The 15,193-nt window shown below is 60.2% G+C and carries 14 protein-coding genes; 5 read left to right on the forward strand and 9 right to left on the reverse strand.

Features of this window, described 5'->3' with window-relative positions; genetic code table 11:
- Positions 1-6 precede the first annotated feature (6 nt).
- From HDC32_RS09480 to cobA, 4 genes are all read left to right on the forward strand, one after another.
- Positions 7-582, forward strand: coding sequence for an ANTAR domain-containing response regulator (locus HDC32_RS09480; RefSeq protein ID WP_027603690.1), 576 nt, complete (start codon positions 7-9; stop codon positions 580-582).
- Between the two features lie 256 nt (positions 583-838).
- A complete protein-coding gene (locus HDC32_RS09485; protein ID WP_167656057.1) occupies positions 839-2,050 on the forward strand; it encodes a NarK/NasA family nitrate transporter in 1,212 nt (403 codons plus the stop codon).
- Positions 2,050-3,720, forward strand: coding sequence for a bifunctional protein-serine/threonine kinase/phosphatase (locus tag HDC32_RS09490; protein WP_184744150.1), 1,671 nt, complete (start codon positions 2,050-2,052; stop codon positions 3,718-3,720). Before HDC32_RS09485 ends, HDC32_RS09490 begins: the two co-directional genes overlap by 1 nt.
- A gap of 26 nt (positions 3,721-3,746) precedes the next feature.
- Positions 3,747-4,490, forward strand: a complete 744-nt coding sequence (cobA, locus tag HDC32_RS09495; protein ID WP_145337025.1) for a uroporphyrinogen-III C-methyltransferase — start codon at positions 3,747-3,749, stop codon at positions 4,488-4,490.
- Between the two features lie 59 nt (positions 4,491-4,549).
- Here cobA and HDC32_RS09500 read toward each other — a convergent pair whose 3' ends face one another.
- The 8 genes from HDC32_RS09500 to ppsA form a co-directional block, all read right to left on the reverse strand.
- Positions 4,550-5,530, reverse strand: coding sequence for an OmpA family protein (locus HDC32_RS09500; protein ID WP_065873888.1), 981 nt, complete (start codon positions 5,528-5,530; stop codon positions 4,550-4,552).
- A 107-nt stretch (positions 5,531-5,637) separates the two neighbouring features.
- Positions 5,638-6,228, reverse strand: coding sequence for an RNA polymerase sigma factor SigX (gene sigX, locus HDC32_RS09505; RefSeq protein WP_003175518.1), 591 nt, complete (start codon positions 6,226-6,228; stop codon positions 5,638-5,640).
- Between the two features lie 87 nt (positions 6,229-6,315).
- Positions 6,316-7,140 (reverse strand): mechanosensitive ion channel family protein, encoded by an 825-nt coding sequence (locus tag HDC32_RS09510; protein WP_131699687.1) that lies wholly within the window; start codon positions 7,138-7,140, stop codon positions 6,316-6,318.
- A gap of 2 nt (positions 7,141-7,142) precedes the next feature.
- Positions 7,143-7,388 (reverse strand): hypothetical protein, encoded by a 246-nt coding sequence (locus tag HDC32_RS09515; protein WP_015885347.1) that lies wholly within the window; start codon positions 7,386-7,388, stop codon positions 7,143-7,145.
- A gap of 86 nt (positions 7,389-7,474) precedes the next feature.
- Entirely contained in the window at positions 7,475-8,470 is a 996-nt protein-coding gene (locus tag HDC32_RS09520) for a zinc transporter ZntB (protein WP_027603685.1), read from the reverse strand.
- Between the two features lie 25 nt (positions 8,471-8,495).
- Positions 8,496-8,987, reverse strand: coding sequence for a ribonuclease E activity regulator RraA (gene rraA / locus HDC32_RS09525; protein WP_027603684.1), 492 nt, complete (start codon positions 8,985-8,987; stop codon positions 8,496-8,498).
- A gap of 189 nt (positions 8,988-9,176) precedes the next feature.
- Positions 9,177-10,166: an alpha/beta fold hydrolase gene (locus HDC32_RS09530; RefSeq protein ID WP_184743663.1), complete on the reverse strand. Its 990-nt coding sequence runs from the start codon at positions 10,164-10,166 to the stop codon at positions 9,177-9,179.
- Positions 10,167-10,272: 106 nt separating this feature from the next.
- Entirely contained in the window at positions 10,273-12,648 is a 2,376-nt protein-coding gene (gene ppsA, locus HDC32_RS09535) for a phosphoenolpyruvate synthase (protein ID WP_131699689.1), read from the reverse strand.
- Positions 12,649-12,825: 177 nt separating this feature from the next.
- Between ppsA and HDC32_RS09540 the strand changes: the two genes are divergently transcribed.
- On the forward strand, positions 12,826-13,644 hold the full coding sequence (locus HDC32_RS09540) for a pyruvate, water dikinase regulatory protein (RefSeq protein ID WP_003175525.1): 819 nt from the start codon (positions 12,826-12,828) through the stop codon (positions 13,642-13,644).
- Positions 13,645-13,765: 121 nt separating this feature from the next.
- On the opposite strand, the gene HDC32_RS09545 is transcribed toward HDC32_RS09540, so the two are convergent.
- A complete protein-coding gene (locus tag HDC32_RS09545; RefSeq protein WP_027603680.1) occupies positions 13,766-15,190 on the reverse strand; it encodes a PLP-dependent aminotransferase family protein in 1,425 nt (474 codons plus the stop codon).
- Positions 15,191-15,193 lie beyond the last annotated feature (3 nt).

The raw sequence follows: 15,193 nt of genomic DNA on the forward strand, positions 1-15,193 counted from the left end.
ACATCCATGCTGCGAATCCTGTTAATCAACGACACCCCGCGCAAGGTCGGCCGCCTGCGCACGGCGCTGATCGAGGCCGGCTTCGAGGTGATCGATGAATCCGGCCTGACCATCGACCTGCCTGCGCGCGTCGAAACGGTGCGCCCGGACGTCATCCTGATCGATACCGAGTCACCGGGCCGCGACGTGATGGAGCAAGTGGTACTGGTCAGCCGCGACCAGCCCCGGCCCATTGTGATGTTTACCGACGAGCATGACCCCGACGTGATGCGCCAGGCGATCAAGTCCGGGGTCAGCGCCTACATCGTCGAAGGCATTCAGGCCCAGCGCCTGCAACCGATCCTCGATGTGGCCATGGCCCGCTTCGAGAGCGACCAGGCCTTGCGCGCCCAGCTCCAGGCGCGGGACCAGCAGTTGGCCGAGCGCAAGCGCATTGAGTTGGCCAAGGGCATGTTGATGAAAATGAAGGCCTGCAATGAGGAAGAGGCCTACACCCTGATGCGCCGCCAGGCCATGAGCCGCCAGCAGAAACTGATTCAGGTGGCGGAGCAGATTATCGCCATGAGCGAACTGCTCGGTTAAACATCCGTAGCATGTGTTGGATAAGACGGTAACTACGGCCAGTATGTTGGCGCAGGACTTGCTAAGTAATCATCACAGGTAACCAACGGCGGTTGCCCCTTCACGACAAAGACGTCGCACACCCGGTTTGCCCTCGCGAACCCGGTGGCGGCGTTTTTTTGTTTTGGCCCCCGTAGCACGGGGCCGGTGGGGCGGCCTCAGCCGGCGGCTCCATCACCAGGCCTTCTTACAAGACTCCCAACCGTTGAGGTGCGTGATGAAATCAAGCTTCTGGAAATCCGGGCACACCCCGACCCTGTTTGCCGCGTTCCTGTATTTCGACCTGAGCTTCATGGTCTGGTATTTGTTGGGCCCCCTGGCGGTGCAGATTGCCGCCGACCTGCACCTGACCACCCAGCAACGCGGCCTGATGGTGGCGACGCCGATCCTGGCCGGCGCGGTGCTGCGCTTTCTGATGGGCATGCTGGCGGACAAGCTGTCGCCCAAGACCGCCGGGCTGATCGGCCAGGTGATTGTGATCGTCGCATTGTTCGGCGCTTGGAAACTGGGGATTCACAGCTACGAACAAGCCTTGTTGCTGGGGCTGTTCCTCGGCATGGCCGGCGCATCCTTTGCGGTGGCGCTGCCGCTGGCATCCCAGTGGTACCCGGCCGAACACCAGGGCAAGGCCATGGGTATCGCCGGTGCCGGTAACTCGGGCACGGTGTTCGCTGCCCTGCTGGCCCCCGTACTGGCCGCCGCATTTGGCTGGAGCAATGTGTTCGGCTTCGCGCTGATTCCGCTGATCCTGACGCTGATCGTCTTCGCCTGGCTGGCACGCAACGCACCCGAGCGGCCGAAAGCCAAGTCCATGGCCGACTACTTCAAGGCCCTGGGCGACCGCGACAGCTGGTGGTTCATGTTTTTCTACAGCGTGACCTTCGGCGGCTTTATCGGCCTGGCGAGTGCCCTTCCCGGCTATTTCAACGACCAATACGGCCTGAGCCCCACGACTGCCGGCTACTACACCGCTGCCTGCGTGTTCGGTGGCAGCCTGATGCGTCCACTTGGCGGCGCCCTGGCCGACCGTTTCGGCGGGATCCGCACCCTGCTGGGCATGTACAGCGTTGCGGCGATCTGCATTGCGGCAGTGGGTTTCAACCTGCCCAGCTCCTACGCGGCACTGGCGCTCTTCGTCTGCACCATGCTCGGTCTGGGTGCGGGCAATGGCGCCGTGTTCCAGTTGGTGCCACAGCGTTTCCGGCGTGAGATCGGCGTAATGACCGGCTTGATCGGCATGGCCGGCGGCATCGGCGGTTTCGCCCTGGCGGCGGGCATGGGCGCGATCAAGCAAAGCACCGGTAGCTATCAACTGGCCTTGTGGCTGTTCGCCAGCCTGGGCGTACTGGCCTGGTTCGGCCTGCATGGCGTCAAGCGTCGCTGGAGAACCACTTGGGGTTCGGCCGCAGTGACCGCTGCGCGCGTCTGATGAGCCTGCAACTGAGCGTCGCCCATGCCAGCGCCATCGGCCCACGGGCGGAAAACCAGGATGCGCTGCGGGTTGTCACCCCCGCAGCGGAACTGGCGGCGAGCAAAGGTTACCTGTGCGCCATGGCCGACGGTGTGAGCCAGTGCGCCGACGGCGGCCTGGCCGCACGCTCGACTTTGCAGGCCCTGGCCCTGGATTACTACGCCACACCGCAAACCTGGGGCGTGGCGCAGGCATTGGAGCGCCTGCTGCTGGCGCAAAACCGCTGGTTGCAGGCCAATGGCGGCGGCCAGCCGTTGCTGACCACCCTCAGCGCCTTGGTCTTTCGCGGCCAGCGTTTCACCCTGGCCCATGTCGGCGATTGCCGGGCGTATCGCTGGCTGGACGGTGAGTTGCAGCGCATCAGCGAAGACCATGTGTGGGAACAGCCGGGCATGCAGCACGTGCTCAAGCGTGCCCTCGGCCTGGATCAACATCTGGTGCTGGATTTTCTCGACGGTCAATTGCGCGAAGGTGAGTGCTTCCTGCTGCTCAGCGACGGCGTATGGGCCACCCTGGGCGATCACAGCATCAGCGCGATCCTGCGCGAACAAGCCGACCTGGACCTGGCGGTAACTACGCTGGTCAATGCCGCACACCTGGCGGGCAGCCAGGACAATGCCAGCGCCTTGCTGGTGCGTGTCGACACGCTCGGCGCCGCTACGCTCGGCGATGCCTTGGTGCAACTGCAGCAGTGGCCCTTGCCACCGCTGCTGAAAACCGGGCAACACTTCGAAGGCTGGCAAGTGGACGCCGTGCTGGCGCAAAGCAGGCAATCATTGCTGTACCGGGTGCGCGATGCCCAACAGCAACCCTGGCTGCTGAAAACCCTGCCCCTAAGCCGCGACGACGACAGCGACGCCGGCCAGGCATTGCTCTCGGAAGAGTGGTTTCTGCGGCGGGTAGCCGGGCGCGCGTTTCCTGAAGTGCATGCGGCCAGCGGGCGCCAGCACTTGTACTACGTCATGCGTGAATACCCAGGGCAAACCCTGGCCGAGCTGTTTCAGCACCAGGGCCCATTGCCCCTCGCGCAATGGCAGTCCGTGGCCGAGCGTTTGTTGCGCGCAGTGGGCATGCTGCATCGACGGCAGATCCTGCACCGCGACATCAAGCCGGAAAACCTGCTGCTGGGGGATGACGGTGAATTGCGCGTGCTGGATTTCGGTCTGGCCTACTGTCCGGGTCTTTCGGAGGACCGAGCCCATGTGCTGCCTGGGACCCCGAGTTTTATCGCGCCCGAAGCGTTCAATGGTGACCGTCCCACAGCCCAACAGGATTTATACAGCGTTGGCGTCACCCTGTATTACCTGCTGACCGGGCACTATCCCTACGGGGAAATCGAAGCTTTCCAACGGCCTCGATTTGCCCAGGCTGTCAGCGCCAACCGCTATCGCTCGGACCTCCCGGATTGGCTGCCCCTGAGCCTCGAACGGGCTGTGGCCGCACAGCCGGCGCATCGCTACGAAACCGCCGAGGAATGGTTGCGGGTGCTGGAACAGGCTGACCGCCAGGAACTGAGCATCCGTCCCAGGCCTCTGCTGGAGCGCGAACCGTTGAAGGTGTGGCGCACCTTGGGCCTGGTCTCGATGCTGATCAATCTGATTCTTCTGTATTCACTCTTTCACAGCTGACGTCAGCTCTAGACGAGGAAAAACCCATGAACGCGAAAGTCTGGCTGGTGGGCGCGGGCCCTGGCGACCCGGAGTTGTTGACCCTCAAGGCTGTAAGGGCCATGCACGAAGCCGATGTGGTACTGATCGATGACTTGGTCAACCCGGCGGTGCTGGAGCATTGCGCCAAGGCGCGAGTGATCACGGTTGGCAAACGCGGCGGCTGCCGCTCGACCCCGCAGGACTTCATCCACCGCCTGATGCTGCGTTACGCCCGCCAAGGCAAATGCGTGGTGCGGCTAAAGGGGGGTGACCCATGCATTTTCGGGCGCGGTGGCGAAGAAGCCATGTGGCTGCGCGAACGCGGCGTCGAAGTAGAGTTGGTCAACGGGATTACCGCCGGGCTGGCGGGCGCAACGAATTGCGCGATTCCACTGACGTTGCGTGGCGTCAGCCGCGGTGTGACCCTGGTCACGGCCCATACCCAGGACGACAGCAGCCTTAATTGGCGCGCGCTGGCGGAAGGCGGGACGACATTGGTGGTGTATATGGGAGTGGCGAAGCTGGAGGAGATTCGCAAGCAATTGCTGGAAGGTGGGATGGCGGCAGATATGCCGGTGGCGATGATCGAGAATGCATCACTGCCCCAACAGCGCGAATGCCGCAGCCAGCTGTCGCGGATGCATGAAGACGCCCAGGCATTTGCCTTGAAGAGCCCCGCGATTCTGGTGATCGGCCATGTTGCAGCCACCGAGCAGACGGCTTACGTCGCTACCGCAGTCAGCGCCTGAGACAAACTCCAGGCGAAAAAAAACCCGGCCGAAGCCGGGTTTTTTCTACATCTCAGTAATTACTGAGCGGTAGCTTCAACCGACGCTTCTACGCGACGGTTAACAGCACGACCAGCTTCAGTTGCGTTGTCAGCAACTGGGCGGGATTCGCCGTAACCTACAGCAGTTACACGGCTAGGAGCCACGCCGTCTTTAACCAGGACTTGCTTAACAGCGTCAGCACGACGCTGGGACAGCTTCTGGTTGTAAGCGTCTGGACCTACGGAGTCAGTGTGACCAGCAACTTCTACGTTGGTAGCTGGGTACTGAGCCATGAAGTCGGCCAGGTTTTTCACGTCGCCGTAGCTGTTAGGCTTAACAACGGCCTTGTCGAAGTCGAACTTAACGTCCAGCTCAACACGAACAACCTGAGCAACTGGAGCTTCTGGCTCTGGAGTTGGCTCTGGAGCTGGTGCTGGGGTAGGAGCTGGAGCAGCTGCGCCAGCGTTACCGCCGAAGTTCACGCCCAGGCCAACCAGTGCGGAGTAGTCCCACTTGCCGTTGTCCAGACCGTAGTCAGCTTCAACACCGGCACGAGCGTACAGGTTGTTGGTGAAGTAGTACTTCACGCCGGTACCAACGGTAGCGAAGGTAGTCTGGTCGCGACCGCTGTGGCCGTCAGCCTGAACGTTGGTACGGCTCTGGTGACCGAAGCCGCCTTCTACGTATGGACGCAGGCTGTCTACGCCAGCTTGACCGAAGTGATACTGGGCAACCAGGCTGCCGGTATCGCCTTTGATCTTCTGGTTACCAGTACCGTCGTTCGAACGGGTGTGGTTGGTCTTGTCGTAGGACAGGTTCAAGGACAGGTCGTCGGTCAGGAAGTAACCGATGCGAGCGCCAGGATTGAAGCCGTCTTCGATGTGCTTGACGCTATCGTTGTACTGCTTCTTGTAGAACAGCTCGCCTTCAACTGCGCCTTGGCCTTGTGCCAGAACGCCGAAAGAAGTAGCGGCAATAAGAGAACCAATGGCCAAGCCCAAGGTGTTTTTCAGTTTCATCCGTTAAATCCCCATCTGGTGATTGTAAAGCAGTCCCACAAACCGGGGGACAACTCGGCGACAAGTCTAACAGAACTTGCCTACACGTAAGAGATATTTGCCACGCACTAAGTTTCAGTCTCGCCCGCAAATTTCTCACGTAATTTATCTAGAGCACGTTTGTAACGCATTTTTGTAGCACTCAAACCCATGTGCATGATGTCAGCGATTTCCTGGAATTCCAGCTCTGCGACAAATCGTAGCACCAGAATTTCCCGGTCAATCGGGTTCACATACACCAGCCAGCGATCAAGTCCGCCCTTCTCCTCGGGTGCCGGCGCCTTTTCTTCAGACGCCTCCTCAAGGGGGTCCAGACTCAAGGCGTCCATCAAGCGACGCTTTCGCCGTTCCTTCCGATACTGCGTGATGCACTCGTTGTAGGTGATGCTGTATAGCCATGTCTTGAACTTCGATTTGCCCTCGAAGTTCTTCAGGCCGTACAGCACCTTGAGCATCACTTCCTGACAGACATCATCCGCATCTCTATCGTTCCCTAAATACCTTGAACAAACGTTGAACAGAGTGCGTTGATATCTGCGCATCAATTCTTCATACGCGCGAGTTACGTGAAACAGCTCCGTGTGCGCGCGCGCGACCAACTCCTCATCAGAGAGCTCACGGGGGTCATAGCGCGTGGACAGCGTTTGGGCTTTATTCAAAACAAGTCGTGCCGACAGTCAGGTCAATGTCCACTACAGCCCGGTCAGCCGGGCTTGCGGCGGCGTACATTAGCAGGGTTTACCGGGTTAGCGGCTACTGACCTGCTGCTCGAGGAGAATCCGATTGGACAGCGACACCAGGTCGCCGTCATCGGTCAGCACCGTCGTCTTGACTGTGCCGATCTCCTCGATTTGCCCTTCGACCTCGCCCACACGCACCTGTTGCCCAACCTGATACAACTCACGCACATAGATTCCCGCAAGAATCTGGCTGGCAATTTCCCGGCTTCCCAACCCCATGGCCAGCGCAACGGCCAGACCAACGGTAATCAAAACGATCACAATCACGTGGTTAAGCAGGTCAGTCTTGACCTCCAACTGGCTGATCGCGACCGAAATACTGATGATGATCACCAGCCCCTGGGCGATTCGCCCCAGGCCAGCGGCATAGTCCAATCCCACACCTTCGGCGGCACCGCGCACCAGCCCATTGGCCAATTGTGCGAGCAAAACGCCTACGAGGAGCACCAGCGCGCCGCCGAAAACCTTCGGCAAATACAGCGCCAGCATGTCGAGCGTAGCTGAAACTCGCTCAAGTCCAAGGGATTGCGCCGCTGAAACCAGAAAAATCAGCAAAACAAACCAATAGACGATCTTGCCGATTAACGTGGAGATCGGCACCTGCAGCCCGGCGCGCCCCAGCAGCTTGGTCAGGCCGGTGCCTGCCATCAGGCGGTCAAGGCCCAGTTTTGCGAGCAACTTGGACAGCAGGGTGTCGAGCAGCTTGGCCACGACAAAGCCCAGCAACACCAGGACCAGGGCACCAAACAGGTTGGGAATGAAATTCGCCACCTTGGTCCACAATGCGGTCATCGCGGTGACCAGGCTCTGGGTCCAGAGATCAAGTTCCATATTCAATCAGCCTTATCAGCAGTGCGAGCAAGAGGTTTACGACGGGAAACCGGCGATACGTGGGCCGAACCGTTGTTCAGGGCCATCATCAACGCCGGCATCCAGCGGCCAAGCAGGCCGAACAGGTCACCCGCGCCCACCTGGCGATTAGCCGTTTTCAGCACACGGCCCAGGCAGGCATCGTCGTCGCGGTTGGACGGCGAGGCATTGAGCATGTCACGCAAAGACTGTTCGAACGGATCGTGCATAAAGACCTCTCGCAAGTGATTTAAAAGACGAGGGTAAAATTCCTGGGGTCACATGGGACCCTTCCTACGTTCAGGTCATATTCAGCTCAAACCCAGCGCAATCGTCGAAACAACCACCATTGCCCGAGCGCCACCGACACCATCAACAGGCATGCAATCACGAATCCGTAGGGGCTGGCAGAGAACGGTATGCCACCCACATTTATACCCAGCAAACCGGTCAGGAAACTCATCGGCAGAAAGATTCCCGTGATGATCCCGAAGCGGTACATGGTGCGATTCATGCGCACGCTCAAGCGCCGGTCTTCGGCCTCAAGCACAAGCCCCACGCGCTCCCGGGTCAATTCGAGCTCTTCCAGGTAGCGGGTCAGACTGTTGTTCAATTCGTTCCAGTAGTCGGCATCGTCGTCACAGAACCACGGCAATTTTATCCGCGTGAGCTGGGCAAAAATATCCCGCTGCGGCGACAGGAAACGCTTGAGCCCGGCCGCTCGGCGACGGATCTGCAAAACACTGCCATGTTCAGGTGTGTACCGTTCGTCGGTATCGAGTTTTTCTTCCTCAGCATCGACGATTTCCGACAAATCCGTGACCAGATCCTGGACCTTGTTGGTCAGGTACTGAGCCATATAAAGGATGAGCTCCGAGGCGGTTTTCGGCCCCTTGCCATCTGCCAACTGCACCAGCAGCTCATCGGTAGCGCGCAGCGGGCGCAGACGCAGGGAAATCACGCGGCTGGCGGCGGCGAAGATACGTACCGAGACCATGTCTTCCGGCTCGGCCCCCGGATTGAGGTTGACCCCGCGCAGGAACAGCAGCAACTCGGCATCCGGCAGCGGCAACAGGCGTGGGCGGGTGTTCTCCTCCAGCAGCAGATCACAGGCGAATTCGCTCAAGCCACTGGATTTGCGCAGCCAGGTCTGGGTCTGGGGATGACTGCGATCCCAGTGCAGCCACAGGCTTTCCTGGGGCTGCAGTTGCAAGTCGTCGAGCTCAGTCCGGGCAATCGAACGCGCACCGCCTTTACCGTCCAGCACCAGGGCATGCACCAGCCCCCACTGCGCGTTTTCTTCCTCGAACATCCCCACCCCTGTTGGTTATTGCGGTTTATTCAGGCATTTGCAGCGGGCTTGGCGAGACGATCACGCCATTATTGTCGGCGTAGATGTACTCACCTGGGCGGAACGTCACACCCGCAAATGTCACCACGACGTTCAGGTCACCGATGCCGCGCTTGTCGGTTTTCATCGGATGGCTGGCCAACGCCTGTACGCCCAGGTCAGTCTGGGCGATGACATCGACGTCACGGATGCAGCCGTAGATCACCAGGCCTTCCCAGCCGTTTTTAGCGGCTTTCTCGGCGATCATGTCGCCCAGCAACGCGCGGCGCAGGGAACCGCCACCGTCGACCACCAGCACCTTGCCGGCGCCCGGCTGGTCGGCCTGTTCCTTGACGAGGGAGTTATCTTCGAAGCATTTGATGGTGACGATCTCGCCGCCAAAGGAATCTCGGCCGCCGAAGTTGCTGAACATCGGCTCGACCACCTGCACCAGGTCAGGGTAGGCGTCGCACAGGTCGGGGGTCACGTAATGGTTCATTGAAAAAATTCCTTTCCGTCAAAGAAGTGTCTTTCGAAAGAAGCGCCAGCTGGAGCCGGTGCGCAACATCCCATCCGCTTCGTCGCAACGCAATAACCAGTGAGCGACTGAATATGACCAGAAGCGTTTAACGCGTCATATCTTAGCCGCAACCACACTCGAGCGAAACGCCCTTGGCAGAGCCCTGCGTCAAACTACGACCAATGCCTCAGGCTTGGCACCCAACAAAGGTGTCAGTGGATCGTTTAACCATTGTTTTACCAGCGGCCAGACCTCGGCCTGGGCGGCTTTGCTGACCAGCATTTCCACATGCCCGAAATCCTCAGTAAAGCCTTGCTGACGCCCCAGGCACAGGTACTGACGGTGCTCGGAGCCGATCTGCTCGAACAGCTTGCGGCAAGCCCAGTCCGGATCTTGCTGATCGCCCGCCGCGCTCACAGCCAACAGCGGCACGTCGACATCCGCCAGGCCTTTCCACCAATCGCGCTTACCTTCGCCAAAGCGACCGAACAGGCCATTCCAGCGCATGGCTTCGATCAGCACACCCGCCGGTTCGTCCTCCGGTCCTCGCTTGAGCCGCGAGCCGGATACTCCGCCGAAGCGCTTTAAAAGCAGACGGCCGGTCCACTCCACCGGCGGAAGCTTCAACGGCCAGTGGCTGCGACTGACCTGACAGCCAAACAAGGCCACCGAGGCCACTGCCGGCGCGCCAAGATGCTGCCCACCCAGGGCCGCCGCCAGGGTTGTGCCGCCCAGAGAGTGACCAATCCAATGGGGAATCTGCGCACTTTGCTCACGCACAAACGCGCCAATGGCCGGCAAGTCGTAGCGCGCGTAGTCGGCGACCCGGTTCCGGGCGTAGTCCTGATTGCGCCGGGACAGCCCATGGCCACGCATTTCCGGGATCCACACATCGAACCCCTTGCGTGCCAGGTAGGCGCCAAGACCGATACCCTTGGGCGAGTACCAGAAGCGCCGATTGGAAAAACTGCCGTGCAACAAAATAACCGGGATGCCCCGGCTTTGCGGGACATCGGCCAGGCCCAAACGGGTAACGGCCAGCTCGACGGTACCGTCGGGGCTGTTACCGGGCTTGAGGCGGTACACATCTTCACTCAGGTCGCCACGACGTTCAGCACTGATCAGGGCGACGGGAAACAGGTTGCTGCTGCTTTGCATAATGCTCTTGCACAAAAAAGGGCGGCGTCCGGAAGGATTTCCGCCCTGCACAGATAAGAATGCCGGTCACCCTCGACGGGGGACCGGCACTTTTGACATCACGACCTTAGGCGGACGCTTGGCCTTCCGCCAGGAAGAACCAGGTTTCCAGCACGGAATCGGGGTTAAGCGAGACGCTTTCGATACCCTGCTCCATCAGCCATTTGGCCAGGTCCGGGTGATCGGAAGGGCCTTGGCCGCAGATACCGATGTACTTGCCGGCCTTGTTGCACGCCTGGATGGCGTTGGCCAGCAGCTTCTTGACCGCAGGGTTACGCTCGTCGAACAGGTGAGCGATGATCCCGGAATCGCGGTCCAGGCCCAGGGTGAGCTGGGTCAGGTCGTTGGAACCGATGGAGAAACCGTCGAAGAACTCCAGGAACTCCTCGGCCAGGATGGCGTTGGACGGCAGTTCGCACATCATGATCACGCGCAGGCCGTTTTCGCCGCGGGACAGGCCGTTTTCGGCCAGCAGGTCGACCACTTGGCTCGCCTCGCCCAGGGTACGTACGAACGGCACCATGATCTCGACGTTGGTCAGGCCCATCTCGTTGCGCACACGCTTGAGGGCGCGGCATTCGAGCTCGAAGCAGTCACGGAACGCTTCGCTGATGTAACGCGAGGCGCCACGGAAGCCCAGCATCGGGTTTTCTTCTTCCGGCTCGTAGAGCTTGCCGCCGATCAGGTTGGCGTATTCGTTGGACTTGAAGTCCGACAGGCGCACGATGACCTTTTTCGGGTAGAACGCCGCCGCCAGGGTGCTGATGCCTTCCACCAGCTTCTCGACGTAGAAGCCCACCGGGTCGTTGTAGCCGGCGATGCGCTTGTCCACGCTTTCCTTGATGTCCAGCGGCAGGCCGTCGTAGTTCAACAGGGCCTTGGGGTGCACGCCGATCATGCGGTTGATGATGAACTCCAGACGGGCCAGGCCCACACCGGCGTTCGGCAACTGCGCGAAGTCGAAGGCACGGTCCGGGTTGCCGACGTTCATCATGATCTTGAACGGCAGGTCGGGCATCGCGTCGATGGAGTTTTGCTTGATGTCGAAGCCCAGTTCGCCTTCAAAGATGAAGCCGGTGTCGCCTTCGGCGCAGGACACAGTCACGCCCTGGCCGTCCTTGAGCAGTTGGGTGGCGTTGCCGCAACCGACCACTGCCGGGATCCCCAGTTCGCGGGCGATGATCGCCGCGTGGCAGGTACGCCCGCCACGGTTGGTGACGATGGCGCTGGCACGCTTCATCACCGGTTCCCAGTCCGGGTCGGTCATGTCGGAAACCAGCACGTCACCGGGCTGGACTTTGTCCATCTCGGACACGTCCTTGATGATCCGCACCTTGCCGGCGCCGATGCGCTGGCCGATGGCACGGCCTTCCACCAGCACGGTGCCGGTTTCCTTGAGCAGGTAGCGTTCCATGACGTTGGCCGAGGTACGGCTCTTCACGGTTTCCGGGCGGGCCTGCACGATGTACAGCTTGCCGTCGTCCCCGTCCTTGGCCCATTCGATGTCCATCGGGCACTTGTAGTGCTTTTCGATGATCATCGCTTGCTTGGCCAATTCGCTGACTTCTGCGTCGCTCAGGCAGAAGCGCGCGCGCTCGGCCTTGTCGACGTCCACGGTTTTCACCGAACGACCGGCCTTGGCCTCGTCGCCGTAGATCATCTTGATCGCCTTGCTGCCCAGGTTGCGGCGCAGGATGGCCGGGCGGCCGGCTTCAAGGGTGTGTTTGTGTACGTAGAATTCGTCGGGGTTGACCGCGCCTTGTACAACGGTTTCGCCCAGGCCGTAGGCGCCGGTGATAAACACCACGTCACGGAAGCCCGACTCGGTGTCCAGGGTGAACATCACGCCGGCGGTGCCGGTTTCCGAACGCACCATGCGCTGCACACCGGCAGACAGGGCCACCAGCTTGTGGTCGAAACCCTGGTGCACGCGGTAGGAAATGGCGCGGTCATTGAACAGCGAGGCAAACACTTCCTTGGCTGCGCGGATCACGTTTTCCACGCCGCGGATGTTCAGGAAGGTCTCTTGCTGACCCGCGAAAGAAGCATCCGGCAAGTCTTCGGCGGTGGCCGAGGAGCGCACGGCAACGGCCATGTCAGGGTTGCCCGCCGACAATGTGGCGAAGGCGGTGCGGATTTCTTCGTTGAGTTTCTCAGGGAACTCGGCTTCCATGATCCATTGGCGGATCTGGGCACCGGTCTTGGCCAGGGCGTTAACGTCGTCGACGTCCAGGGCGTCCAGCGCGGCGTGGATCTGAGCGTTGAGGCCGCTCAGTTCGAGGAAATCACGGTAAGCCTGGGCCGTGGTGGCGAAACCACCGGGCACCGACACACCAGCGCCTGCAAGATTACTGATCATCTCGCCGAGGGATGCGTTCTTGCCCCCTACGTGCTCTACATCATGGACGCCGAGCTTATCGAGGGAAACTACGTACTCTACCAAGGTGATCTCTCCACTAACTGTGTTGGAAAAGCTCAGGACGCCGGCTGCTCGTAGGAGCGATTACCCGCGTTTGTGGCCTGGACCTGGAAAATAAGTGAGAATGCGGCCCACTATGGGGCGGCAAAATCGCGCCTATCATATCCAAGATTCGTCATCAGCTTAAGGCCCAGGGCTCAAATGAAACGATCTGCTTTCTTTATCTCCGACGGCACCGGCATTACAGCCGAAACCCTGGGTCAAAGCCTGCTCGCGCAGTTCGAAAACGTTACGTTCGCCAAATTCACACGGCCCTATATCGACAGCGTGGATAAAGCGCGGGCTATGGTACAACAAATCAATCTGGCGGCTGAAAAAGACGGCTTTCGGCCGATCATTTTTGACACCATCGTCAATCAAGACATCCGTGAGATTCTCGCAACGTCGAATGGTTTCATGATCGACATTTTCTCGACGTTCCTGGCGCCGCTGGAGCAGGAGTTGAGCGAACACTCCTCCTATTCGGTCGGAAAGTCCCATTCCATTGGGCATAACTCCAATTATATGGAGCGTATCGAGGCGGTGAACTTCGCCCTCGACAACGACGACGGCGCTCGCACCCACTACTACGACAAGGCCGACCTGATCCTGGTCGGCGTGTCACGCTGCGGCAAAACGCCCACCTGTCTGTACATGGCCATGCAATTCGGCATCCGTGCGGCCAACTACCCGCTGACCGAAGACGACATGGAGCACCTGACGCTGCCTGCGGCGCTGCGCGCCCATTCGCACAAGCTGTTTGGCCTGACCATCGACCCGGACCGTCTCACCGCCATCCGCAACGAGCGCAAGCCCAACAGCCGCTACTCCAGCTATGCCCAGTGCGAATTCGAAGTGCGCGAAGTAGAAAATCTGTTCCGTCGCGAGAATATTGCGCACATCAATTCCACGCATTTTTCGGTGGAAGAGATTTCGGCGAAGATTCTGGTGGAGAAAGGTGTGGAACGGCGCTTCAAATAACACCTTGATACTCTGTTTTACTGTGGCGAGCGGGCTTGTCCCGCTCGCCACAGTTACAGTGTTCCTCCTTAACTGACTTGCTTGCCACAACAAGCCTGCTCACAGCATGGACGTCCAATCGCTATAGGTGAAACCGCCCTCCCCCCTGCCCCAACGCCGTCGCCAACGCATCAAACCCCGCCCGCAACAGCTGATCATCCCCAGACGTATTGCAGATACTCGCCCGAATGAACTGCGGCACCGCCGTCTGCCCTACGGCAAACGCCTCGGCGGTGGCGATCAGGTAATTATTCTGCTTGAGCTCCGCCTCGATTTCCGACGCGCGCCAGGGCTCCGGCACTTCGATCCAGAAGTGCGGGCTGTTCAGGTGAGTGCGGTACGCCAGACCGGCCAACAAGTCCTGCACCAAGGTTTTGCGTCGGCTGATCTCGTTGATCTGCTGGCGCAGCAGGTATTCAGCCGTGCCGTTTTCAATCCACTGCGTCGCCAGTTCCAGGGTCACCGGCGTGGCCATCCAGCAGGTGGAGCGCAAGGCCGCCGAGATACGGCTGACCAGCGCCGGGGGCGCATGCACATACCCCACACGCAGCCCGGCAGACACGGCCTTGCTCAGGCTGCTGATCAAAATCGTACGTTCGGGAGCGAAATGGCTGAGGGGCGGTGGACGGTCTTCAACCAATACGCCGTGGGCTTCGTCCTCAAGAATCAGCAGATTATGTTCCCGGCACACCTTCACCAAAGCTTCGCGCCGCGCCACGGATAACACCGCCGTGGTCGGGTTCTGGATGGTCGGCGTGCAATACAACGCTGAAACCCGGTGATTACGACAGACTTCATCCAGCGCGCTCGGCAGCACGCCTTCTTCGTCCATCTCCAGGCCGATCAAGCGGATACCCAACATGCGCGCGGCGGTGATCAGCCCCGGGTAAGTCAATTGTTCGGTGACCACCGTATCGCCGGCGCGCAGCAGGGCCATCATCGCGCACAGCAGGCCATGCTGGCCGCCGTTGACGCAGATCACCTGCTCGGGGATCGGATGAAAATCACGCTGCACCAGCCACTGCGCGCCCGCATCGCGATAACGCGGCAGGCCGGCGTCCGGGGTGTAGGCACTGATGTCCTGGAGGAACTTGGCGTTGGTCGAGAGGGTTTGGAAGCTCTGTGCCAGGAAGGTGGTTTCCTGACCCGGAATATGCATGTTGCGGCTCATGTCGAAGTACTGGCGCGGCTCCTCGCTGAAGTTACGAAAGCCTTCATCACGCTGGCGCTCCATCCCACGCTTGCGTACGAACGTGCCGTCACCCACTCGCGCTACCACCAAACCCAGACGCTCCAGCTCACCGTAGGCCCGGCTGATGGTGCCGATGGTCACCCCAAGATTGTCGGAAAGCACCCGATGAGGCGGCAGTTTTCGTCCCGGTTCAATCAAGCCTTCGAGGATGCCCCGTTCCATGACATCGGACAGGCGCTTGTACTTCACGCCCTGCCCGTTGGACAACCCCTCACGCATAATTGACACCATGTCAATATTTGTTTTGACAGCCATCTT

Origin of the sequence: Pseudomonas sp. JAI120, assembly GCF_014207255.1 — a bacterium.
In the GTDB taxonomy this organism is placed as follows: Bacteria; Pseudomonadota; Gammaproteobacteria; order Pseudomonadales; family Pseudomonadaceae; genus Aquipseudomonas.